We start from the raw sequence: 20698 nt of genomic DNA, 5'->3' as shown, positions 1-20698 counted from the left end.
GGCCGACCTTCAGGCCGCCCGCTCCCACCCGGCCCGCTCGGGCCCCAGCAGGCCGCCGAACAGGTCCTTCGGGTCGGCGAGCTCCGGCACGAGGTCGAGGCCCACCCCAGGCCCCGCGAGGTCCCGGACGCAGCGCAGCGCGGAAAAGTCCTCCAGCGCGAAGCCGACGGAGTCGAACACGGTCACGTCCCCGGCCCCGGTGCGGCCGGGCGCGCGGCCGGCGAGCACCCGCCACAGCTCGGTGACCGGATAGTCCCCGGGCATCTGCTGGATCTCGCCCTCGATCCGGGTCTGCGGCTCGTACTCGACGAAGGTGCGGGCGCCCGCGAGGATGCCGGGGTGGAGCTCGGTCTTGCCCGGGCAGTCGCCCCCGATGGCGTTGAGGTGCTGTCCGGGCTCCACGAGGTCCGGCGTGAGGATCGTCGCGCGCGCCTTGTCGGCGGTCGCGGTGGTGACGATGTCGGCGCCCGCCACCGCCTCGGCCACCGAGCCGGCGCAGCGGACATGCAGGCCCCGCCCCTCCAGGTTCGCCCGCGCCTTGGCCACGGCCGCGGGATCGACGTCGTAGAGCCGCACGGCCTCGATGCCGAGAAGGGCCCGGAAGGCCAGGGCCTGGAACTCCGCCTGCGCGCCGGTGCCGATCAGTGCGAGGACGCGGCTCTCCGGCCGGGCCAGCACGGACGCCGCCAGCGCCGAGGTGGCGGCGGTGCGCAGGGCCGTCAGCAGGGTCATCTCGGCGATCAGCACGGGGTAGCCCGTGGCCATGTCGGCCAGGACCCCGAAGGCCGCCACGGTCAGCCGGCCCGTCCGGGTGTTGCCGGGGTGCCCGTTGACGAACTTGAAGGCGTAGGCGCGCCCGTCGGTGGCCGGCATCAGCTCGATGACGCCCTCGGGCGCGTGGCTCGCGAGGCGCGCCTCCAGCACGAAGCTTTCCCAGCGGGCGAAGTCCGCGCGCAGGCAGCCCGCCAGGCGGCGCAGGAACGCCTCCGGTCCCTGCCCCCGCACCAGGGCCGCCATCTCGCCGACACCGATGTAGCGCGTCACGTCCCGTCCTCCGCTCAGGCCCTTCCGGCCCCAGCATGCGCGAGCGGGCCGGTCGCCCGACAGGCCGCCAAGTGCGCAATCCGCGCGGTCGACTGCGCGTTATGCTAAGCTTGGGCGAGCGGAGTGATCAGCCATGCTCGACGATCTGGACCGGCGCCTGATCGCGCTCCTGCGCACCGATGCCCGCCTGCCCGTGGCGAAGCTCGCGGCGAGCCTCGGCGTGACGCGGGCGACCGCGCGGGCGCGCCTCGACCGGCTCGTGGAGAGCGGGGTGATCCAGGGCTTCACGGCGGTGCTGCGCAGCGCGGCGGAGCCCGGCGCGGTGCGGGCCGTGACGCTCGTGGAGGTGGATGGCCGCCATGCCGAGGGCGTGATCCGGCGGCTCGCGGGCCTGCCCGAGATCCGCGCGCTGCACACCACCAACGGGCGCTGGGACATCGTCGCGGAGATCGAGGCGGGCTCCCTCGGCGCCTTCGACGCCCTCCTGCGCACGATCCGCCAGATCGAGGGCATCGCCAATTCCGAGACGAGCATCCTGCTCGCCGCCCGCAAGGGGGGCGCCTGAGCGCATGGGCAATGCGCCGCGGCGCGTTTCGGGCGATACTGGGCCCCTAGCGGAGGGGATCGCGATGGCGGAATCCACCCAGGTCTGCATCACGGGGGGCGGCCCCGCCGGGATGATGGCCGGCCTGCTGCTCGCCCGCGCCGGCATCGGCGTCGTCGTGCTGGAGAAACACGCCGACTTCCTGCGGGACTTCCGGGGGGACACCATCCACCCCTCGACCCTGCAGGTGATGGAGGAGCTCGGCCTGGGCCGGGCCTTCCTGGCCCTGCCCCACCGCAGGGTCGAGACGCTCTCGGGCGTCCTCGGGGGGCGGCCCTACCGCATCGCCGACTTCCGACACCTCCCCGTCGACCACCGCTTCATCGCCATGATGCCGCAATGGGACTTCCTCGACTTCCTGGCCCGGCAGGGCGGCGCGCTCCCGGGCTTCCGGCTCCTGATGGAGACCGAGGCGACCGGGCTGGTGGAGGCGGACGGGCGCGTGGCGGGCGTCACCGCCCGGGGGCCGGACGGCCCCGTCGAGATCCGGGCGGACCTCGTCATCGCGGCGGACGGGCGCCACTCCCGCCTGCGCGAGGCGGCGGGCCTGACGCCGCGCCGCTTCGGTGCGCCGATCGACGTGCTCTGGTTCCGCCTGTCGCGGCGCCCGGAGGACGCGGACGCCACCGCCGGCCGGTTCGGGCCCGGCCGCATCCTGATCACGATCGACCGCGGCGAGCACTGGCAATGCGCCTACGTGGTGCCCAAGGGGGGCGACGCCGCCCTGCGGGCGCGGGGCCTGCCGGCCTTCCGCGAGTCGGTGGCCGCGCTCGCCCCGTTCCTCGCCGACCGCACGGACGAGATCGCCGACTGGGACGACGTGAAGCTCCTCACCGTGCAGGTCGACCGGCTGGAGCGCTGGCACCGGGCGGGCTTCCTTTGCATCGGCGACGCCGCGCACGCCATGTCGCCGGTGGGCGGCGTCGGCATCAACCTCGCGATCCAGGACGCGGTGGCGGCCGCGAACCTCCTCGCCGCGCCGCTCCGGGCCGGGCGGCCCGACGCGGCGGCGCTCGCCCGCGTCCAGGCCCGGCGCAGCCTCCCCGTCCGGCTCACGCAGGCGGTGCAGCGCCTCGTGCAGGACCGCGTCATCGCCCGGGTCCTCGACCCGCGGGAGGGCCCCCTGACGGCGCCCCTCGCCCTGCGCCTCCTCGACCGCCTGCCCCTCCTCCAGCGCCTGCCGGCCCGCCTCGTCGGGCTCGGGGTGCGGCCCGAGCACGTGCGCGCCCGGGGCCGGCTGATCGCCGGGACGCCTCCTGCGGCATGCCCCGCATCGCCTGCACCCTGCGCGGCGGACAAGCCGGGCGCGCATCCTCCGGGATCGGTGCATCGGAGTCGTACCCATCCCCGATCATAGCGAGCTTCGCGCAGCCCACCGCCGAGTGCCGCGCAGCGCCGTGGGTCAGGCCGCGGCGCCGAACGTGATACGGGCCACCGCCTCGCGGACCGTCAGCGCGAGCCGCGTCCCGTCCCGCTCGAGAAGCCCGGCCGCCAGGAGCGCCGTCACATCGTCGTGGACGCGCCGGTAGGGGCGTCCCAGCGCCGTGGCCAAGGCATTGATCGAGGCAGCCGGGCCATGATCGGCCAAGTGCCGGAGGAGCGTCACCCGAGCCGCCGAGAACGTGGACTGGAAAGTCTCCCAGTCGGCGAAGATCAGCGTTTCCCCCGCGCTCGCCACCTCTCCGCTCTCCGCCGCGTGCCAGGCCTCGATCGCGCGGCGCCCCATCTCCCGGAGGGAGGTTCCGACTTCGATGTTCAGATCTTTCGACATGTCCGTTCTCACAGTCTCTGATGGAGTACTTGGTTCAAGATCTCCACCTCGGTGATGAAGTCGTCGATGAGCCTTTCGATCGACACGAAGCAATAAGGTGCCTGCACGTCGTTGCGGTGAACATGATCGCCTTTTCCGGCCTCGTTGTCGTAGCCGAGGATGCGCTGGCCTGCCCGACCGTAGTACAGCGAGTACTTGTAGCCGTGAGACGAGCCCGGGACGCGGCGGCCATCGGGCAGCGCCCAGATCCGAATCTGTACGATCGCGCCATTCGGATCGATGCGCTTCTCGGAGAAAATCAGGGTCGCAGCCGCCATATGACTGTATATGTCATAGGGCCTGTGACATCAATTGACATAGGCGCTCAAGAGATCGAAGAACCCCGCCCTTCGATCTCGGTGGGCCTGCTGGCGGCGCTCCATTCGAGCGCGGCACAGGCTACCCTGAGAGCGGGTGCCGGTGGACGTTACCCGTCCTCGGCGATCGACGCGCCGCCTCGGTCAGGCCGCCCCGTAGACCCGGTCGGCCCGGCTCTCGAAGGCGTCGGTGAACTTGCGGAAGGCCCGGTCGAACATCTTGCCCATCAGGAGGCCGAGCGCGAAGCTCTTGAACTCGTAGGTGATGAAGAAGTCGACCGCGCAGCCGCCGCCCTCGGCCGGCTTGAAGGCCCAGCGGTTCTCGAGGTGCCGGAAGGGGCCGTCGATGTACTCGGCGGTGATCTTCAGGGCGGGCCGGTCCAGGCCGACGCGGGTGGTGAAGCGCTCGCGGATCGCCTTGTAGCCCACCGCCATCTCGGCCACGAGCACCTCCGTGCCCTCCCCCGGCCCGGGCTGGCGCCGCAGGATCCGCAGGGCCTCGCAGAGGGGCAGGAACTCGGGGTAGCGCTCCACGTCGGCGACGAGGTCGTACATCTGCTCGGGGCTGTGACGCACGTTTCGGGTGATGCGGAAGGACGGCATCCGGGATCCGGGGTCAGACCGAGAGACGGGCGCGCCGCGCCGCCTGCAGGCGCGAGAAGTCCTCGCCCGCGTGGTGCGAGGAGCGGGTGAGCGGGGTCGCCGAGACCAGCAGGAAGCCCTTGGCGTAGGCCGTGGTCTCGTAGGCCTTGAACTCGTCGGGCGGCACGAAGCGCACCACCTCGTGGTGCTTCTTGGTGGGCTGCAGGTACTGGCCGATGGTCAGGAAGTCCACGTCGGCCGAGCGCAGGTCGTCCATGAGCTGGACCACCGCGTTCCGCTCCTCGCCGAGGCCCACCATGATGCCGGACTTCGTGAAGATCGCGGGGTCGAGCTCCTTGACCCGCTGCAGCAGGCGCACGGAGTGGAAGTAGCGGGCGCCGGGACGCACGGTGAGGTAGTTGCCCGCCACCGTCTCGAGGTTGTGGTTGAACACGTCGGGCCGCGCCGCCACCACGACCTCCAGGGCGCCGTCCTTGCGCAGGAAGTCGGGGGTGAGGATCTCGATCGTCGTGCCGGGGCTCGTCCGGCGGATCGCCCGGATCGTGCGGGCGAAGTGCTCGGCCCCGCCGTCCCGCAGGTCGTCGCGGTCCACCGAGGTGATCACCACGTGGTGCAGCCCGAGCTTGGCCACCGAGTCGGCGATCTTGTCCGGCTCGTCGGCGTCGAGGCCCGCGGGCAGGCCGGTGCGCACGTTGCAGAAGGCGCAGGCCCGCGTGCAGGTGTCGCCCATGATCATGAAGGTGGCGTGCCGCTTCTCCCAGCACTCGCCGATGTTGGGGCAGCCCGCCTCCTCGCAGACGGTGACGAGGCCGTGCTCGCGCACGATGTCGCGGGTCTCCGCATAGGCCGGCGAGCCCGGCGCCTTCACGCGGATCCAGTCCGGCTTCCGGCCCTGCAGCGGCCGGTCGGGCCGGTGCGCCTTCTCGGGGTGCCGCGGGCGCGCGGCGCCGGCCTCCGCCGCCGGCGGGCGGAGGGCGCCCACGGGGCGCGGATCGTTCTTCAGGGTGTCGAGGACGACGGCCATGCCACACCGCGGAGTGGGGGGAGCGCCCGCGGCGGCGGACACGGGGATGCTGCTGGGCCCTGAGCCAGGGCCACCCTGATCTAGGGCCTGCCGCGCCCCGCCGCAAACCGCCGCGGCAGCGGGCCGCGACAGGCCGCGCCCTCAGTAACCCGCCCGCCCCCCGCCGCGGCCCTGCTCAGGCGGCGGGCAGCCTGCACGGAACTTGGCCACGCCCGGTTCCGTTACCCGGCCAGATCCGCGGCGACACCCGCCGCCGACCCGAGGCCCCTCGGGCAGGCTTTCCCGAGCCGCCGCGACGGCCCACCGCTCAAAGGAATGCGTCACGTGATTGTTCGGACCGCCCTCGCCGCCGCCCTCGTCGCCGGCCTGTCGGGCCTCGCCCTGGCCCAGGATGCCGCGAAGCCCGCCGCGCCCTCCGCGACCGCGACGCCGGTGCCGAGCTCGTCCTCGGCGGCGGACGTGAGCAACAGCGGCATGAAGATGGCGGATTCCGCCACCGCGAAGATCGCCTTCGTGGACGCGCAGCCCACCGACATGCTGACCTCGAAGCTTGTCGGCCTGAACGTCTACAACAACAACAACGAGGCCGTGGGCGACATCGCCGACCTCGTGATCCTCGACGGCAAGACCGTGCAGGCCGTGATCCTCGGCGTCGGCGGCTTCCTCGGCATCGGCGAGCGCTACGTGGCGGTGAGCCCCGCCAGCGTCACGCTCACCAAGAAGGACGACAAGCTGCGCGCCCTCGTGAACGCCAACAAGGAGGAGCTGAAGAGCGCTCCGGCCTTCGAGTACAAGCGCAAGTCGTAAGCCGCACCAGCCAGGAACCCGAGGGCCCGGCCCGCCGAGCGGCGGCCGGGCCCTTTCGCGTGCGCGGCACCCCTGCGGCGCGCGGCCCGCGAAAAAACGCGCCCGTCCCGGCTCGGGTAGGGCGAGCCGGCCGCCCTTCAAGAATGTTCGAAACGGCCACGCTTGGTTAACGAGGCGGCCCGGGTACGGCCGGGATCGGGTGGTGCGAGGCGGGATGATGGTCGCGGCGTTGCGGAAGGCGGTTCGGTTGCGGCAGGCCCTGCGCGGGCGGGACCTGCGGATCCGCACCAGCGGTTGCGCACAGGCTGCCCCGGAGGCACCGGCCGCCTCGCCGACCCTGCCCGCCCGGGGCCTCACCGCCCGCGAGCTGATCCGCATGGCGCAGGCCGCGCGGCGGACCGGCGAGGGCCGGGAGGGCTGAGCCCCTCAGGCGCCGACGCGGCAGATGTCGCGGGCGGGCTCGTTCAGGATGGTCTGGGCCGCGGCGACCTCGGGGGCGGCCGCCAGCGCCGCCACCTGCACGGGCGCCGCAGCAGCCGGCTCCGCGGCCGGGGTCCGCGCATCGCGCCCGCGCTTCTCGTAGAAGGCGTTGCCGCCCGCGAGCGCCACGTAGTGCATGTTGTCGTAGGGGTAGCGGCGCCCGGCGGTGTGGAAGTACATGGCCCGCCCGACCTTGGGGTGGCGCTCGCCGGCCAGCACCGCATCGGCGACCTCGGCGAGCCGCGGCAGGTCCTGCTCGCGCATCGGCTTCGTCAGGACGCCCGCGGCGAACTGGCGGGGCTGGCCGACGACGGCGCAGATCCGGTCCGGGAAGGCGGCCGCCTCCAGGCGGTTCATCACCACGGTGCCGACGGCCAGGAGCCCGTCCGAATCCGAGCGCTTCGATTCGAAGTACATGGCCCGCGCCAGGCATTCCCGGTCGGCCTCCGTCGCCGCAGCGAGGGACTTGTGCGGAATCGACCCGGTGGTCAGGTCCGCGTTCATGTGGGGACTGCAGGCAGCAAGGCCCGGCAGCGCGCCGATCAGGCTCAGAACAGCGATGGTCGTCGTGCCTCGGATAACCGCCATGCAGCGCCTCTCGTCCCGATGTTGCGAACCTTGGCCGTTCTCAATGCCGCAAGCCAAGCTTGATGGCAAATCCGCTATAGCCTGCACTGTGCGTGGAAGACTGTCCCACGGCTGAGGGCGCGCACGAGAATTGGCGGCGAGGTCCGCTAACGGCCTGGAGCGCGGAGGGTAATCGGGCGCGTCTGGCGCTCTGGCAGCGACGCGGGAGCCACGCGGCCCGCCCCCCGCGCCCGCACGAAAGCTCGCCAGTGCGTCTCCCGGACCTCACGACGGTGATGACGGATGCAAGCCCCGAGACGGTGGACGCGGTGGTGGGCAAGGCCGCCTCGGTTACCCTGACGCGGGCGCGCCAAGCCTCGTCCCAATCACTGGGAACGACGGCGCGCTGGCCCGCTCATTTGCCGGGGCGACCGCCCGCGCGCCCCGAAGTCGGTCCAGAAGAGTTGGCTACCGGTTCTCCGTCCGGACCGACGACATCAGGGGGACCTATTCGAGGACCAACGGACAGACCCTAGGCGCCTGCCGGTTCGCCGGGAGCTTGTGCCGACGGTGGGGCACGTGCGCAACGCTCTCGGCGCCCCCGTCCCTCAGGTGTGGATCACCCGCCCGTACGCATCCAGCACGCTCTCGTGCATCATCTCGGAGAGCGTCGGGTGCGGGAAGACCGTGTGCATCAGCTCTTCCTCGGTGGTCTCCAGCGTCATCGCCACGACGTAGCCCTGGATCAGCTCGGTCACCTCGGCGCCGACCATGTGGGCGCCGAGGAGCTGGCCGGTCCTGGCGTCGAAGATCGTCTTGATGAGGCCGTCCGGCTCGCCGAGGGCGATCGCCTTGCCGTTGCCCGCGAAGGGGAAGCGGCCGACCTTGACGGAGAAGCCCTGCTCCTTGGCCTTGGCCTCGGTGAGGCCGACGCTCGCGATCTGCGGCTGGCAGTAGGTGCAGCCCGGGATCTTGCCCTTGTCCATCGGGTGCGTGTGCAGCCCCTTGATGGTCTCGATGCAGATCACCCCCTCGTGCTCGGCCTTGTGGGCGAGCATCGGCGGGCCGGCGACGTCGCCGATGGCGTAGAGGCCCGGCACGTTGGTGCGCCCGAGCCCGTCGGTGACGACGATGCCGCGGTCGGTCTTCACCCCGAGCTTGTCCAGGCCTAGCCCCTCGATGTTGCCGACGACGCCCACCGCCGAGATCAGCTTCTCGGCCGTGATGGTCTGCGCCTTGCCGTCCGCGCCCTCGACCGTGGCGGTGACGGAGTCCGACCCCTTCTCGACCTTCGTCACCTTGGCGCCGGTGAGGATCTTGATGCCCTGCTTCTCGAAGCGCTTGCGGGCGAGGCCCGCGATCTCGGCGTCCTCCACCGGCAGGATCTGCGGCAGCAGCTCCACCACCGTCACCTCCGCCCCCATGGTGCGGTAGAACGAGGCGAACTCGATGCCGATGGCGCCCGAGCCCATCACCAGGAGGCTCTTGGGCATCGTCTCCGGCACCATGGCCTCGTAGTAGGTCCAGATCTGGCGCTTGTCGGGCTCGATGCCGGGGATCGCGCGGGGGCGCGCCCCGGTGGCCACGATGATGTGCTTGGCCCCATAGGTGCCCGCGCCCTTGGCGCCCTTCGGCGCCTCGGCGCGCTTCGTCTCCCGCACCGTCACTTGGCCGGGCTGGTTGCCCTTGGCGGCCGCATCGACGCTCGCCTCGCCCCAGATCACGTCGACCTTGTTCTTCTTGAGCAGCATCCCGACGCCGCCGTTGAGGCGCCCCGAGACGCCCCGCGAGCGCTTGACGATGGCCGCCGTGTCGAAGCCGACCTCCTTCGCGCTCAGGCCGTAATCGCCGGCATGCTGCATGTAGTGGTAGATCTCGGCCGAGCGCAGCAGGGCCTTGGTGGGAATGCAGCCCCAGTTCAGGCAGATGCCACCGAGGTGCTCCCGGTCGACCACCGCCGTCCGGAAGCCGAGCTGCGCCGCGCGGATCGCCGTGACGTAGCCGCCGGGACCGGCGCCGATGATGAGGACGTCGTAGGGTTCGGACATCACGCGCTCCGGCTCAGACCAGCATGCCCATCGGGTTCTCGATCAGGCCCTTGAAGGCCGCGACGAGCTCGGCGCCGAGCGCGCCGTCGAGGACGCGGTGGTCGCAGGAGAGGGTGCAGGTCATCACCTGCGCCACCGCCGGCTGACCGTCCCGCACGACGACGCGCCGCTCGCCCGCGCCCACCGCCAGGATGCTCGATTGCGGCGGGTTGATCACCGCCGTGAAGTGCTTGATGCCGAACATGCCGAGGTTCGACACCGAGGTGACGCCGCCCTGGTACTCCTCGGGCTTCAGCTTCTTGGCCCGCGCCCGGGCGGCGAAGTCCTTCATCTCGTTCGAGATGGTGGAGAGCGTCTTGCGGTCGGCCTCGCGGATGACGGGCGTGAACAGGCCGCCGTCGATCGCCACCGCGACGCCGACCTCGGCGTGGCGGAAGCGCAGGATGCGGTCCTCGGCCCAGACCGCGTTGGCGGCGGGCACGCGGGTCAGCGCGAGGCCCATGGCCTTGATGACGAAGTCGTTCACCGAGAGCTTGAACAGCGGCTTGCCGTCCTTGGTGGTGCCGGCCGCGCCGTTGAGCTGCGCGCGCAGCGCCATCAGGGCGTCGAGCTCGCAATCGACCGTGAGGTAGAAGTGCGGGGCCACCTGCATCGCCTCGGTGAGGCGCTTGGCGATGGTCCGGCGCATCCCGTCGAGGGGCACCTCTTCGTAGGCGTCCTTCTTGTAGAAGCCGCGCACCTGGTCGAGGCTGAGGCCCGCCGGGGCCCCGCCCGCGGGGGCGGCCTTCGGGGCAGGTGCGGCGGCGGCCTTCGGGATCTCGGCCTGCTGCGCGTCGCCCTTCGGAGCCGCGGCCTTCGCGCCGCCGCCGGCAACGGCCGCCCGCACGTCGCGCTCGATCACCCGGCCGTGGGGGCCCGAGCCCGTGACGGCGGAGAGATCGATGCCCTCCTGCCCCGCGATGCGGCGGGCGAGCGGCGAGGCGAAGACGCGCCCGCCCGAAGCGGCGGAGGGCGCGGAAGAGGGCGCGGCGGTCGGCGCAGCGGCGGGCTGCGCGCCTTCCGGCGCCACGTTCACACGCTCGTAGCTCATGTGGCCGCCGCCGGGCGTGGTGTTCTGCGCCGCCGCGCCGGTGGCGGGCGCCGCGGCCTTCGGCGCCTCGGACTGCGACGCTGCCGTCTGCGGCGCTTGGCTGGACACGCCGCCGGACGGGGCCTGGACACCCGCCGGATCCTCGCCGTCGCCCGCGATGATCGCGATGAGGTCGTTGACGGGCACGTCCGCCGTCCCCTCGGGCACCAGGATCTTGGCGAGCACGCCCTCGTCGATCGCCTCGACCTCCATGGTGGCCTTGTCGGTCTCGATCTCGGCCAGCACGTCGCCGGACTTGATCGGATCGCCCTCCTTCTTCAGCCACTTGGCGAGGTTGCCCTTCTCCATCGTGGGCGACAGGGCGGGCATCAGGACGTTGATCGGCATGGCGGCGGGTCTCGGCTCAGGTCTCGGGCGGGGCCGCGGATGCGGCTTGGGCGGCCGGATCGTCGAAGGGGAACAGGTCGTCGAGGGCGAAGGGGGCGGCGTCGAAGGGGGCGAGGCTCACGGTCTCGCCGCGCTGCACGGTGCCGAGCAGCAGCCACTGCCCGCCGGTCAGCGCGAAGCCTTCCAGCACACCGTCACCCGGATCGAGCAGCCAGAGATGGCCGATGCCGGCCTCCGCGTAGATGCGGCGCTTCGGCCCGCGGTCGATCCGGGCGGTCGCGGGCGAGAGGATCTCGCAGACCCAGTCCGGCGGCGTCTCGACGTAGGCCGTCTCGGGCTCCGCCGGCAGCCTTTCGCGGCGCCAGCCGGCGAGGTCGGGCACCACGACGTGCTGGCCGAGATGCAATTCGGGCTCGGACATGAAGACCCAGCCGCCCGGTCCGCCGCGTCCGTACCGGAAGGGGGGCCCCAGGGTGGAGAACAGATCCGACGCGGACAGGGCGTGACGGGGCCGCGGCCGCGGATGCGTCTCGAGCGTCCCGTCCACGATCTCGGCGACGAGGTGGTCCGGCACGGCCGCGAGGTCGGCGTAGGTGGCGCGGCGGATCGCGGCTTCAGCCATGGCGAGGGCCCGCCGCTAGTTGAGGCCGTCCGGGTCGAGGCTCTCGGCCTCGAGTCCCGCGCGGATCCGCTCGAAGGCTTCCTCCTCCGACATCTCGGTCTCCAGCGCGTAGGTGCGGGCCGCCTGCCGAGCGAGGTCGATCAGGAGCCGGCCCCAGGTGGCCGGGTCGTCGAAGGAGCGCCGCAGGGCGATGCTCACCGCGCCGTCGACCACGCTCGCGCGCAGCACCTCGATGCCGCCCCCTTCGAGGGCGTCGGGCGGGACGGAGAGGGGTTGGAACTCTGCGCTCATGCTACTTGTAGCAGACGGCCTTGGCCGCCTCGACGACCTCGGCGACGTTCGGCAGGGCGAGCTTCTCCAGGTTCGCGGCGTAGGGCATCGGCACGTCCTTGCCGGTGACGCGCAGCACCGGCGCGTCGAGGTAGTCGAAGGCGTCGACCATCAGGCGGGCCACGATCTCGGCGCCGATGCCGGATTGCGGGAAGCCCTCCTCCACGGTGACGCAGCGGCCGGTCTTCCTGACCGATTCCACCACCGTATCGGTGTCCATCGGCCGGATGGTGCGCAGGTCGATCACCTCGGCCTCGATGCCCTGCTCGCTCAGCGCCTGGGCGGCCTTGAGGGCGTAGGTCATGCCGATCGAGAAGGACACGAGGGTCACGTCCTTGCCCGTGCGGTGGACCTTCGCCTTGCCGATCGGCAGCACGAAGTCGTCGAGCTTCGGCACCGGGAAGGACTGGCCGTAGAGGATCTCGTTCTCCAGGAAGACCACCGGGTTCGGGTCGCGGATCGCCGCCTTGAGGAGACCCTTGGCATCCGAGGCCGTGTAGGGGGCGATCACCTTGAGGCCCGGCACGTTGGAGTACCAGGCGGCGTAGTCGTGGCTGTGCTGGGCGCCGACGCGGGCGGCCGCGCCGTTCGGGCCCCGGAACACGATCGGGCAGCCGAGCTGGCCGCCCGACATGTAGAGGGTCTTGGCCGCCGAGTTGATGATCTGGTCGATCGCCTGCATGGCGAAGTTGAAGGTCATGAACTCGACGATCGGCCGCAGGCCCGTGAAGGCCGCGCCGACGCCGATGCCCGCGAAGCCGTGCTCGGTGATCGGGGTATCGACCACGCGCCGCGCGCCGAACTCCTGCAGCAGCCCCTGCGTGACCTTGTAGGCGCCCTGGTACTCGGCGACCTCCTCGCCCATCACGAAGACGTCCTCGTCCCGGCGCATCTCCTCGGCCATGGCGTCGCGGAGCGCCTCGCGCACCGTCATCGTCACCATCGGGGTGTCGGCCGGGAACTCCGCCATCACCGGCTCTTGTGCCTTGTTGGTGATGGTGGCCGGCGCCGCCGGCGCCCGGGGGGCGTCCTCGCCGGTCTTGGCGCTGGGGGCCGGCCGGTCGGCCTGGCCCTCGGCCTGCATGTCGGGGGCAGGCGCCCCCTGCGCGGCGCCCGGGCCGCCGGCGCCGTTCGGCTTGCCCTGAGCGCCGCCCTTGCCCCCGCTCGCGGCCGCCGCGGAGACGTCCTCGCCCTCCTCCGCGATGATCGCGATGGGCGTGTTGACGGCCACGGCCTCGGTGCCCTCCTGCACGAGGATCTTGGCGAGCACGCCCTCGTCGATCGCCTCGACCTCCATGGTGGCCTTGTCGGTCTCGATCTCGGCCAGCACGTCGCCGGATTTGACCGCGTCGCCCTCCTTCTTCAGCCACTTGGCGAGCTTGCCCTCCTCCATGGTCGGGGAGAGCGCAGGCATCAGGATGTCGGTCGCCATGAAGTGACTCTGTCGGAGGGGCGGGCGGGGCGGCCTGAGGGCGTGGCGGAGCGGCGCGCCCTCAGGCGCGCGCCTCCAGCAGGATGTCGGTCCAGAGCTCGGCGGGATCCGGCTCGGGATCGTGGGTCGCGAACTCCGCGGCGTCGTTGACGGTCTCGCGAACCTTGGCGTCGGCCGCCTTCAGCTCGGCCTCGGGCACGCCGTGCAGCTCGACGAGGCGCTTGCGCACCATCTCGATCGGGTCGTGCTCCTCGCGCATGCGCGAGACCTCGTCCTTCGAGCGGTACTTCGCGGGGTCGGACATCGAGTGGCCGCGGTAGCGGTAGGTCTGCATCTCGAGGATGTAGGGGCCCTCGCCCGAGCGGGCGTGGGCGATGGCGCGGGCGGCGGCCTCGCGCACGGTGCGCACGTCCATGCCGTCGACCTGCTCGCCGGGGATGCCGAAGGAGAGGCCGCGCTTCGAGAAGTCGGTCTGCGCCGAGGCGCGGGCCACCGAGGTGCCCATCGCGTAGCGGTTGTTCTCGATCACGTAGACAACCGGCAGCTTCCACAGCGCCGCCATGTTGAAGCTCTCGTAGACCTGGCCCTGGTTGGCCGCGCCGTCGCCCATGTAGGTGAGGCTGACCTTGCCATTCTTGCGGTAGGCGTCCGCGAAGCCGAGGCCGGTGCCGAGCGAGACCTGCGCGCCGACGATGCCGTGCCCGCCGAAGAACTGCTTCTCGCGGAAGAACATGTGCATCGAGCCGCCCTTGCCGCGGGAATAGCCGCCGCGGCGCCCGGTCAGCTCGGCCATCACCCCGTTCGGGTCCATGCCGCAGGCGAGCATGTGGCCGTGGTCGCGGTAGCCGGTGATGACCTGGTCGCCGTCCTCGGAGGCCATCTGCAGGCCGATCACCACGGCCTCCTGGCCGATGTAGAGGTGGCAGAAGCCGCCGATCAGGCCCATGCCGTAGAGCTGTCCCGCCTTCTCCTCGAAGCGGCGGATCAGCAGCATCTCGTGGTAGGCGTGGAGGTCCTCGTCGCGGGTGAACTGGGGGGCGTTCGGTGCCGGCTTGTGGGCGGCCTCGGCGTCATCCGGCTTCGGCTGGCTCGCCTCGTTCGCGGCATCCATCGGCGACCTCCCGTGCGCTCCTCACTCCGGCGAGGGTTTAGGGCAGGCGGCCGGCGAAATCGAGGGCCGCTCCTCTGACAGGGGCCGACCGTTGTCAGGCCGGAACCGGCCGCGCCGGGGGACGGCGGCACCGGCACGGGCTCCCCGGAAGGTGCTCGGGATTTTCGCGGAAGGCGGTTCGCGCAGGAAGACGGTTCGCGCCGGACGGGCTCAGCGGCCGATGATCACCACGTCGTTGGCGTGGACGCGGCCGAGCACCACCCGGGCGCGCTCCTCCAGGAGGTCGCGGTCGATCTGCTCGCTGCGCAGCAGCGCCACCCGATGCTCCCAGACCGCCCGCTCGGCCTTGGCGGCGGACAGTTCCTGGGTGAGGCCGTAAGCCTGGATCTTGAGGGCGCGCTTGGCCTCCAGGCCGCGATTGCCGTTCTCGGCCTGGTAGACGAAGTACCCGACGACGAGGGCCGACACCGTCCAGAGGACGAGCGGCATGACGACGGCTCTGACGCGGCGGCGGACGACCATGCGGGCGAGCATGGCGCGGCAGGGTTAAGAAACGCTTGCGGGGCGAACCTGCGTTGATGGCGCCCCGGCCGCACCTAGATGCCCCACCGCGTGCGTCGCGTCCGGCGCCGGGAGCCGCCATGGTCCGTTGCATCCTCGTCACCGGCGCCAGCATCGCCGGCAGCACGGCCGCGTGGTGGCTCGCCCGCGCCGGGCTCGCCGTCACGGTGGTCGAGCGGGCGCCCGGGTTCCGGGACGGCGGGCAGAACATCGACGTGCGCGGCGTCGGCCGCACGGTGCTGGCCCGGATGGGCCTGGAGCGGGACGCCCTGGCGCTCGGCACGGGCGAGCGGGGCACGGCCTGGATCGACGCGCGGGGCCGGGTCGCCGCGCAGTTCGTGACCGCCGGGACGGGGCGCGACGGGCTGACGGCCGAGATGGAGATCCTGCGCGGCGACCTCGCCCGGCTGCTGTACGAGGCGGCCCGGACGGGCGCCGAGTTCCGCTTCGGCGACGCGGTCGACGGGATCGCGGAGACGGACGAGGGCGCGCACGTGACCTTCGCGAGCGGCCGCACGGAGACCTACGACGCGGTGCTCGTCGCCGAGGGCGTGGGCTCGGCCACCCGTGAGCGCGTCTTCCCCGGCGAGAACGATCCGCGCCCGATGGACCTGACGCTCGCCTACTACACCATCCCCCGCACCGCCGACGACGACCGGATGTGGCGCTGGTACAATGCCACGGGGGGTCGCGGGATCTCGCTGCGGCCCGACCGGCACGGCACCACGCAGGTCATGCTCTCGCTCCGGAAGCCCCCCGAGGGCGAGCAGGACTGGAGCCTGGAGCGGCAGAAGGCCTTCCTGCGCGCGCGGTTCGCCGATGCGGGCTGGCAGGCGGAGCGGGTGCTCGCCGGGCTTGAGGACGCGGAAGACGTCTACGTCGACGCCCTGCGCCAGGTCCGGATGCCGCGCTGGTCGAAGGGCCGCGTCGCGCTGACGGGCGACGCGGCCTGGTGCGCGACGCCGCTGGCCGGCATCGGCGCGACCCTGGCGGTCACGGGAGCCTGCGTGCTCGCCAACGAGCTCGCCGAGGCGTTCGCCGGAACCGGCGACGTCCGCGCGGCCCTGTCCGCCTACGAGCGGGCGATGCGCCCGATGGTCGAGCAGGCCCAGGGCGTGCCGAAGATCGCCCCGAAGCTGATGAACCCGAAGAGCCGCCTCGGCATCCGCCTGCTGCACGGGGCGCTGCGCCTCGCCAGCCGGCCCGGCCTGCGCGACCGGGCGGAGCGGCTGTTCGCCCGGGACCCGAAGGCCCCGGACCTGTCGGGCTACGACGGCCTGGCGCCCTGACCCGCGCGCGGCCCCCCGCGGGACGCCCCGGCGGCTCAGCTTCGGGCGAGCTGCTTGATGGCGCCGCGGCCGGCGTAGAGCCCCTGCGGCCCCAGGCCCTCCTCGATGCGGATGAGCTGGTTGTACTTGGCCAGTCTGTCCGAGCGGGCGAGCGAGCCGGTCTTGATCTGCCCGCAATTCGTGGCGACCGCGAGGTCCGCGATGGTCGAGTCCTCGGTCTCGCCCGAGCGGTGGGACATCACGGCCGTGTAGCCGGCGCGCTGGGCCATGTCGACGGCGGCCAAGGTCTCGGTGAGCGAGCCGATCTGGTTGACCTTGATCAGGATCGAGTTCGCCGTACGGGACGCGATGCCCCGCGACAGGCGCTCGACGTTGGTGACGAAGAGGTCGTCGCCTACGAGCTGGCAGCGATCGCCGATCTTGTCGGTGAGGAGCTTCCAGCCCTCCCAGTCGTCCTCCGACATGCCGTCCTCGATCGAGGCGATCGGGTACTTGGCGACCAGCTCGGCGAGGTAGTCGACCTGGGCCTCGATGGAGCGGGTCCGGCCCTCGCCCTCGTAGTGGTAGGCGCCGTCCTTGAAGAACTCGGTGGCCGCGCAGTCGAGGGCCAGCACCATGTCCTGGCCGGGCTTGAAGCCCGCCGCGGTCATCGACTCCATCACGAAGTCGAGGCCCGCCTCGGCCGAGGGGAGGTTCGGGGCGAAACCGCCCTCGTCGCCGACGTTGGTGTTGTGGCCGGCCTTCTTCAGCGCGCCCTTGAGGGTGTGGAACACCTCCGAGCCCATGCGCACCGCCTCGGCGATCGAGGTGGCGCCCACCGGCATGATCATGAATTCCTGGAAGTCGATCGGGTTGTCGGCGTGCGCGCCGCCGTTGATGATGTTCATCATCGGCACCGGCAGGACGCGGCCCTGCACGCCGCCGACGTAGCGGTAGAGGGGCAGGCCGGCCGTCTCGGCCGCGGCCTTGGCGACCGCGAGCGAGACGCCCAGGATGGCGTTGGCGCCGAGGCGGGCCTTGTTGGGCGTGCCGTCGAGCTCGATCATCGCCTCGTCGATGGCGACCTGATCCTCGGCGTCCATGCCCCCGATCGTGTCGAGGATCTCGGTCTGCACGGCGCTGACGGCCTTGCGCACGCCCTTGCCGGAGAACCGTGCCTTGTCGCCGTCGCGCAGCTCCACCGCCTCGTGGGCGCCCGTGGAGGCGCCGGAGGGGACGGCAGCGCGGCCGAAGGAGCCGTCCTCCAGCAGCACGTCGACCTCGACGGTCGGGTTGCCGCGGCTGTCGAGGATCTCGCGGGCGGCGATGTTGGTGATCGCGGTCATGAACGGCCTTCTCCCGAATAGGGCGGGCTCGGGTCGGGCCGAGCCCCGGGCATCCGATGCGGGAAGCGCAGGATGCGACATCTGCGCCGCGGCTTATCCGCCAACCCGCGTCGTCCGGCAAGGAGGCTCCGGCAGGTATCGTCGCAGGTTAAGCCCGCGCCTCCGGGCCGCTCCCCGCGGCGGCGTGCCATGCGGAGGGATCTGATGCGCGCGCGGGCGGAGGCGCGTATAGGGGCGCCATGACGAACGAGACGACGAACGAGACTGTGACGAACGAGCCCCTGCAGCTCGGGCAGCCGACCCCCCAGCCCGCCTCCCCCGAGGAGGCCCGCCTCGACCGCGTGCCGAACCCGCACCCGGACACGGATTACCTCGCCCGCTTCACGGCACCGGAATTCACCTCGCTCTGCCCGGTGACCGGCCAGCCGGATTTCGCGATCCTGGTGATCGACTACGTGCCGGACCGCTGGCTCGTCGAATCGAAGGCGCTCAAGCTCTACCTCGGGGCGTTCCGCAACCACGGCGCCTTCCACGAGGATTGCACGGTGGCGATCGGCAAGCGCCTGCGCGACCTGCTGGAGCCGCGCTACCTGCGCATCGGCGGCTTCTGGTACCCGCGCGGCGGCATCCCGATCGACGTGTTCTGGCAGACCGGCGAGCCCCCGAAGTCCGTCTGGCTGCCGGACCCCGGCGTGCCGCCCTACAGGGGCCGCTGAAACGGGCCTACTGAAACGGGAAAGGGCGGCCGGTTGCCCGGCCGCCCTTCCGCTGAGATTCCTGCCGGCTGGGCTCAGTAGCCGTAGCCGTAGTAGCCGTAGCCCGGCGCCGGGGCGTAGCTGCGGCCGTAGTAGCCGTAGCCCGGGCCGTAGGCGTCGCGGGCGGCGCCCGCCGCGATCGCGCCGGCCGCGAGGCCCGCGATGCCGAGGCCGACGGCCGCACCCGTGCCGATGCCGCGACCGCCGCGGCGGTAGCCGCCGCCGTAGCCGTAGGCGTGACCGTAGCCGTTGCCGTACCCGTAGCCACGGGGGCGGGCGTCGGCGCTGGTGGCCGCGAGGGCGCCGATCGAGAGGGCGGCGGCGGAAACGATGGCGAGCTTGCGCATGATATCCTTGTCTGAGTTCGTTGAACCGATTGGAGTATCAAACGCCTCAACGGCGGAGCCGTTCCCGTTCCGGCGGTTCGCCCCGGCCCCGGACCGGCCGCGCGACCCTGATTCGCCGCGGCCCGCGACGACCGGATCGAGCGAAAGCCTGGGCAGGAGGCCGCCCTCCGGATCCCGTCAGGCTGCCTGCGACTTGGCGATCCGGTCGAACGCCTGGAGGCCGGCGACGAGGGCCGGCAGGTCGCGCAGCGCCACCATGTTGGGCCCGTCCGACGGGGCGTTGTCGGGGTCGGGATGCGTCTCGATGAAGACGCCCGCGACGCCCACGGCCACGGCGGCCCGGGCGAGCACCGCCACGAACTCCCGCTGCCCGCCCGAGGTCGCGCCCTGGCCGCCCGGCTGCTGCACGGAATGCGTCGCGTCGAACACCACCGGCGCGCCGCCCGTGACGGCGGCCATGATCGGCAGGGCGCGCAGATCCGAGACCAGGGTGTTGTAGCCGAAGGAGGCCCCGCGCTCGGTGACGATCACGTTCGGGTTGCCGGCGCCCGTCACCTTGGCGGCGACGTGGGCCATGTCCCAGGGGGCGAGGAACTGGCCCTTCTTGACGTTGACGACCCGGCCCGTGGCGGCGGCGGCGAGAAGGAGGTCGGTCTGCCGGCACAGGAAGGCCGGGATCTGCAGGATGTCGACCACCTCGGCGGCCGGGGCGCACTGGCCGGCCTCGTGCACGTCGGTCAGCACCGGCAGGGCGAAGCGCTCCTTGATCTCGGCGAAGATCGGCAGGGCCTCGGCGAGCCCGATGCCCCGGGCGGAGCCGCCCGAGGTGCGGTTCGCCTTGTCGAAGGAGGCCTTGAAGACGAGGCCGATCCCGAGGTCCCGCGCCATCTCCGCCAGGGCCGCGGCGATCTCCAGGGCGTGGGCCCGCCCCTCGAGCTGGCAGGGGCCGGCGATGAGCGCCAGGGGCCGGTCGTTGGCGAAGGCGACGGCGCCGGCCTGTACCGTGCGGGGGGAAGCGGTCTGCGACATGCGCCCGCCTCTACTCCGCGGCGGCGCTCGGGGGAAGGGCGGAGCGGGCGGCGGGGGCCGTGAGCAGGCAGACGGTGCGGATCGGCGCCAGCGCATCGGCCCGCGGCCCCGTCTCGCACCGGAGGACGAAGCGCCCGAGCCGGCCCTCCCGCGGCGCGTCGGCGAGGAGCGAATCCTGGTGGGTGTTGAGCGCCAGCACGGTGGCCTGCTCGGCGGACACGCCGGCGAGCCCCTCGGCCGCCAGCCCGACGAGGGTGAAGAAGCGGGGCTCGGGCTCCCGCTCCAGCGCCCCGAGCAGGAGCCGGGCGGGCTTGCGGCAATCGAGGCTCATCCGCTCGGCATCGGCCGCCCGGAACACCGCGATGGGCCCGATCCGCCCCGCCACCGAGGCGCCGGTCGCCCGGATCATCCGCGCGGCGAGCCGGTCGCAGGCATCCGCCGCCGCGGCCGGCCGCGACGCCATGGGAGAGAGGGCGGCGGCGAGGAGCACGAGGAGGCAGGCAGCGGGGCGCATCGGCATGGGAGCGGTGTAGCCCGCTTCGCGCGGGGCCGATACGGGGCGGGCCGGCTCCTCCCTCACCGGTCCGGCGCGGAGGTCCCGGCGGCCAAGGTTCCGGTCGCCAAGGTTCCGGTCGCCAAGGTTCCGGTCGCCAAGGTTCCGGTCGCCTCCACGCCGCAGGGCTGGCGATCGTGGGCGCGCAGCACCCTGGGCAGGCTGACGGTGCGGGCGCCGCCGCCCTCGCGCAGGGTGCCGGTGAGGGTCTCCGTCGTCGCGGTGCCCTCGAAGGCGACGGGGCCGCCCTTCGTCTCGGCGCTGAAGCTGACCGCCCGATGGGCATCGTCGAAGCGCACGGCGCCGGCCCGGACCGGCGCCCCGCCCTGCCCTGCCTCGTAGACGACGCCGTCCCCGTTGGGCGAGCGCCGCAGGGTGACGCGATAGCCCCCGGCCACGCCCTCGGGACCCGCGCAGAGGTCTGCGTAGACGAAGGTGCCGGAGGCCCAGCCGGGGCGCGCCGCGGCGGGCGCCGCCGCGAGAGGCACCAGGAGCGCCGCCGAGAGCGCGGCGGCGAGGACGGGCAGGGACCTGGATCTCACCGGCATCGCGTCTCCCCGGAG

At 72.4% G+C, this 20698-nt stretch carries 24 protein-coding genes; 6 read left to right on the top strand and 18 right to left on the bottom strand.

Going from position 1 to position 20698, the window contains the following annotated elements:
- Nucleotides 1-9: 9 nt before the first annotated feature.
- Entirely contained in the window at nucleotides 10-1044 is a 1035-nt protein-coding gene (locus ACLBXP_RS08000; protein WP_447667079.1) for an ornithine cyclodeaminase, read from the bottom strand.
- Between the two features lie 133 nt (nucleotides 1045-1177).
- Here ACLBXP_RS08000 and ACLBXP_RS07995 point away from each other — a divergent pair, with 133 nt between their 5' ends.
- Nucleotides 1178-1609, top strand: coding sequence for an Lrp/AsnC family transcriptional regulator (locus tag ACLBXP_RS07995; RefSeq protein ID WP_447667077.1), 432 nt, complete (start codon nucleotides 1178-1180; stop codon nucleotides 1607-1609).
- Between the two features lie 64 nt (nucleotides 1610-1673).
- Nucleotides 1674-3005: an FAD-dependent oxidoreductase gene (locus ACLBXP_RS07990; RefSeq protein ID WP_447667075.1), complete on the top strand. Its 1332-nt coding sequence runs from the start codon at nucleotides 1674-1676 to the stop codon at nucleotides 3003-3005.
- Between the two features lie 45 nt (nucleotides 3006-3050).
- Here the strand turns inward: ACLBXP_RS07990 and ACLBXP_RS07985 are convergent, their stop codons facing one another.
- The 4 genes from ACLBXP_RS07985 to lipA all read right to left on the bottom strand — a co-directional run bounded on the left by ACLBXP_RS07985 (nucleotide 3051) and on the right by lipA (nucleotide 5402).
- Complete coding sequence (locus ACLBXP_RS07985; protein WP_447667074.1) at nucleotides 3051-3419, bottom strand: HVO_A0114 family putative DNA-binding protein; 369 nt, start codon at nucleotides 3417-3419, stop codon at nucleotides 3051-3053.
- A gap of 8 nt (nucleotides 3420-3427) precedes the next feature.
- Nucleotides 3428-3736, bottom strand: coding sequence for a toxin-antitoxin system TumE family protein (locus ACLBXP_RS07980; RefSeq protein WP_447667073.1), 309 nt, complete (start codon nucleotides 3734-3736; stop codon nucleotides 3428-3430).
- Nucleotides 3737-3919: 183 nt separating this feature from the next.
- Entirely contained in the window at nucleotides 3920-4378 is a 459-nt protein-coding gene (locus ACLBXP_RS07975; protein ID WP_447667071.1) for a type II toxin-antitoxin system RatA family toxin, read from the bottom strand.
- Nucleotides 4379-4391: 13 nt separating this feature from the next.
- On the bottom strand, nucleotides 4392-5402 hold the full coding sequence (lipA, locus tag ACLBXP_RS07970) for a lipoyl synthase (protein ID WP_447667070.1): 1011 nt from the start codon (nucleotides 5400-5402) through the stop codon (nucleotides 4392-4394).
- Nucleotides 5403-5726: 324 nt separating this feature from the next.
- Here lipA and ACLBXP_RS07965 point away from each other — a divergent pair, with 324 nt between their 5' ends.
- Together ACLBXP_RS07965 and ACLBXP_RS07960 are read left to right on the top strand one after the other, a co-directional pair.
- On the top strand, nucleotides 5727-6209 hold the full coding sequence (locus ACLBXP_RS07965) for a PRC-barrel domain-containing protein (protein WP_447667068.1): 483 nt from the start codon (nucleotides 5727-5729) through the stop codon (nucleotides 6207-6209).
- Between the two features lie 247 nt (nucleotides 6210-6456).
- Complete coding sequence (locus ACLBXP_RS07960) at nucleotides 6457-6630, top strand: hypothetical protein (RefSeq protein WP_447667066.1); 174 nt, start codon at nucleotides 6457-6459, stop codon at nucleotides 6628-6630.
- Nucleotides 6631-6635: 5 nt separating this feature from the next.
- Here ACLBXP_RS07960 and ACLBXP_RS07955 read toward each other — a convergent pair whose 3' ends face one another.
- From ACLBXP_RS07955 to ACLBXP_RS07920, 8 genes are all read right to left on the bottom strand, one after another.
- Complete coding sequence (locus tag ACLBXP_RS07955) at nucleotides 6636-7277, bottom strand: cell wall hydrolase (RefSeq protein WP_447667064.1); 642 nt, start codon at nucleotides 7275-7277, stop codon at nucleotides 6636-6638.
- Nucleotides 7278-7864: 587 nt separating this feature from the next.
- Nucleotides 7865-9304 (bottom strand): dihydrolipoyl dehydrogenase, encoded by a 1440-nt coding sequence (gene lpdA / locus ACLBXP_RS07950; protein ID WP_447667062.1) that lies wholly within the window; start codon nucleotides 9302-9304, stop codon nucleotides 7865-7867.
- 13 nt (nucleotides 9305-9317) lie between these two features.
- Nucleotides 9318-10781, bottom strand: a complete 1464-nt coding sequence (locus ACLBXP_RS07945) for a pyruvate dehydrogenase complex dihydrolipoamide acetyltransferase (protein ID WP_447667060.1) — start codon at nucleotides 10779-10781, stop codon at nucleotides 9318-9320.
- Nucleotides 10782-10797: 16 nt separating this feature from the next.
- Entirely contained in the window at nucleotides 10798-11403 is a 606-nt protein-coding gene (locus tag ACLBXP_RS07940) for a Uma2 family endonuclease (RefSeq protein ID WP_447667058.1), read from the bottom strand.
- Nucleotides 11404-11418: 15 nt separating this feature from the next.
- On the bottom strand, nucleotides 11419-11694 hold the full coding sequence (locus ACLBXP_RS07935) for a DUF5076 domain-containing protein (RefSeq protein ID WP_447667056.1): 276 nt from the start codon (nucleotides 11692-11694) through the stop codon (nucleotides 11419-11421).
- A 1-nt stretch (nucleotide 11695) separates the two neighbouring features.
- Nucleotides 11696-13165, bottom strand: coding sequence for a pyruvate dehydrogenase complex E1 component subunit beta (locus ACLBXP_RS07930; protein WP_447667055.1), 1470 nt, complete (start codon nucleotides 13163-13165; stop codon nucleotides 11696-11698).
- Between the two features lie 61 nt (nucleotides 13166-13226).
- Nucleotides 13227-14276, bottom strand: coding sequence for a pyruvate dehydrogenase (acetyl-transferring) E1 component subunit alpha (pdhA, locus tag ACLBXP_RS07925; RefSeq protein WP_447667053.1), 1050 nt, complete (start codon nucleotides 14274-14276; stop codon nucleotides 13227-13229).
- A gap of 210 nt (nucleotides 14277-14486) precedes the next feature.
- Complete coding sequence (locus tag ACLBXP_RS07920) at nucleotides 14487-14798, bottom strand: FtsB family cell division protein (protein WP_447667051.1); 312 nt, start codon at nucleotides 14796-14798, stop codon at nucleotides 14487-14489.
- Between the two features lie 119 nt (nucleotides 14799-14917).
- On the opposite strand from ACLBXP_RS07920, the gene ACLBXP_RS07915 reads away from it, so the two are divergent.
- Complete coding sequence (locus ACLBXP_RS07915) at nucleotides 14918-16126, top strand: FAD-dependent oxidoreductase (RefSeq protein ID WP_447667049.1); 1209 nt, start codon at nucleotides 14918-14920, stop codon at nucleotides 16124-16126.
- Between the two features lie 35 nt (nucleotides 16127-16161).
- Here the strand turns inward: ACLBXP_RS07915 and eno are convergent, their stop codons facing one another.
- Nucleotides 16162-17451 carry a phosphopyruvate hydratase gene (gene eno, locus ACLBXP_RS07910; RefSeq protein WP_447667048.1) on the bottom strand — a complete coding sequence of 430 codons (1290 nt, stop codon included), beginning with the start codon at nucleotides 17449-17451 and terminating at the stop codon, nucleotides 16162-16164.
- 239 nt (nucleotides 17452-17690) lie between these two features.
- Between eno and queF the strand changes: the two genes are divergently transcribed.
- The gene (queF, locus tag ACLBXP_RS07905; RefSeq protein WP_447667046.1) at nucleotides 17691-18167 is read left to right on the top strand and encodes a preQ(1) synthase; all 477 of its coding nucleotides are present in this window, start codon (nucleotides 17691-17693) and stop codon (nucleotides 18165-18167) included.
- Nucleotides 18168-18241: 74 nt separating this feature from the next.
- Here the strand turns inward: queF and ACLBXP_RS07900 are convergent, their stop codons facing one another.
- The 4 genes from ACLBXP_RS07900 to ACLBXP_RS07885 form a co-directional block, all read right to left on the bottom strand.
- Entirely contained in the window at nucleotides 18242-18553 is a 312-nt protein-coding gene (locus ACLBXP_RS07900) for a hypothetical protein (protein WP_447667045.1), read from the bottom strand.
- A 177-nt stretch (nucleotides 18554-18730) separates the two neighbouring features.
- Entirely contained in the window at nucleotides 18731-19582 is an 852-nt protein-coding gene (kdsA, locus tag ACLBXP_RS07895; protein WP_447667044.1) for a 3-deoxy-8-phosphooctulonate synthase, read from the bottom strand.
- A gap of 10 nt (nucleotides 19583-19592) precedes the next feature.
- Nucleotides 19593-20102 carry a hypothetical protein gene (locus ACLBXP_RS07890; protein WP_447667043.1) on the bottom strand — a complete coding sequence of 170 codons (510 nt, stop codon included), beginning with the start codon at nucleotides 20100-20102 and terminating at the stop codon, nucleotides 19593-19595.
- Nucleotides 20103-20158: 56 nt separating this feature from the next.
- The gene (locus ACLBXP_RS07885; protein WP_447667042.1) at nucleotides 20159-20677 is read right to left on the bottom strand and encodes a hypothetical protein; all 519 of its coding nucleotides are present in this window, start codon (nucleotides 20675-20677) and stop codon (nucleotides 20159-20161) included.
- Nucleotides 20678-20698: the final 21 nt, after the last annotated feature.

The organism is Methylobacterium sp. A54F, from assembly GCF_053346035.1.
Note: the sequence above shows the minus strand (reverse complement) of the source record. Positions and strands in the feature narration are given on the sequence as shown.

Excerpts from the sequence above, each read along its gene's own strand:
- ACLBXP_RS07900 (WP_447667045.1), bottom strand. The coding sequence starts at position 18,553 with ATGCGCAAGCTCGCCATCGTTTCCGCCGCCGCCCTCTCGATCGGCGCC.
- ACLBXP_RS07980 (WP_447667073.1), bottom strand. The coding sequence starts at position 3,736 with ATGGCGGCTGCGACCCTGATTTTCTCCGAGAAGCGCATCGATCCGAAT.
- ACLBXP_RS07985 (WP_447667074.1), bottom strand. The coding sequence starts at position 3,419 with ATGTCGAAAGATCTGAACATCGAAGTCGGAACCTCCCTCCGGGAGATG.
- lipA (WP_447667070.1), bottom strand. The coding sequence starts at position 5,402 with ATGGCCGTCGTCCTCGACACCCTGAAGAACGATCCGCGCCCCGTGGGC.
- pdhA (WP_447667053.1), bottom strand. The coding sequence starts at position 14,276 with ATGGATGCCGCGAACGAGGCGAGCCAGCCGAAGCCGGATGACGCCGAG.
- ACLBXP_RS07890 (WP_447667043.1), bottom strand. The coding sequence starts at position 20,102 with ATGCCGATGCGCCCCGCTGCCTGCCTCCTCGTGCTCCTCGCCGCCGCC.
- queF (WP_447667046.1), top strand. The coding sequence starts at position 17,691 with ATGACGAACGAGACGACGAACGAGACTGTGACGAACGAGCCCCTGCAG.
- lpdA (WP_447667062.1), bottom strand. The coding sequence starts at position 9,304 with ATGTCCGAACCCTACGACGTCCTCATCATCGGCGCCGGTCCCGGCGGC.
- ACLBXP_RS07990 (WP_447667075.1), top strand. The coding sequence starts at position 1,674 with ATGGCGGAATCCACCCAGGTCTGCATCACGGGGGGCGGCCCCGCCGGG.
- ACLBXP_RS07940 (WP_447667058.1), bottom strand. The coding sequence starts at position 11,403 with ATGGCTGAAGCCGCGATCCGCCGCGCCACCTACGCCGACCTCGCGGCC.
- ACLBXP_RS07975 (WP_447667071.1), bottom strand. The coding sequence starts at position 4,378 with ATGCCGTCCTTCCGCATCACCCGAAACGTGCGTCACAGCCCCGAGCAG.
- ACLBXP_RS07955 (WP_447667064.1), bottom strand. The coding sequence starts at position 7,277 with ATGGCGGTTATCCGAGGCACGACGACCATCGCTGTTCTGAGCCTGATC.
- ACLBXP_RS07945 (WP_447667060.1), bottom strand. The coding sequence starts at position 10,781 with ATGCCGATCAACGTCCTGATGCCCGCCCTGTCGCCCACGATGGAGAAG.
- eno (WP_447667048.1), bottom strand. The coding sequence starts at position 17,451 with ATGACCGCGATCACCAACATCGCCGCCCGCGAGATCCTCGACAGCCGC.
- kdsA (WP_447667044.1), bottom strand. The coding sequence starts at position 19,582 with ATGTCGCAGACCGCTTCCCCCCGCACGGTACAGGCCGGCGCCGTCGCC.
- ACLBXP_RS07935 (WP_447667056.1), bottom strand. The coding sequence starts at position 11,694 with ATGAGCGCAGAGTTCCAACCCCTCTCCGTCCCGCCCGACGCCCTCGAA.
- ACLBXP_RS07930 (WP_447667055.1), bottom strand. The coding sequence starts at position 13,165 with ATGGCGACCGACATCCTGATGCCTGCGCTCTCCCCGACCATGGAGGAG.
- ACLBXP_RS07915 (WP_447667049.1), top strand. The coding sequence starts at position 14,918 with ATGGTCCGTTGCATCCTCGTCACCGGCGCCAGCATCGCCGGCAGCACG.
- ACLBXP_RS07995 (WP_447667077.1), top strand. The coding sequence starts at position 1,178 with ATGCTCGACGATCTGGACCGGCGCCTGATCGCGCTCCTGCGCACCGAT.
- ACLBXP_RS07920 (WP_447667051.1), bottom strand. The coding sequence starts at position 14,798 with ATGGTCGTCCGCCGCCGCGTCAGAGCCGTCGTCATGCCGCTCGTCCTC.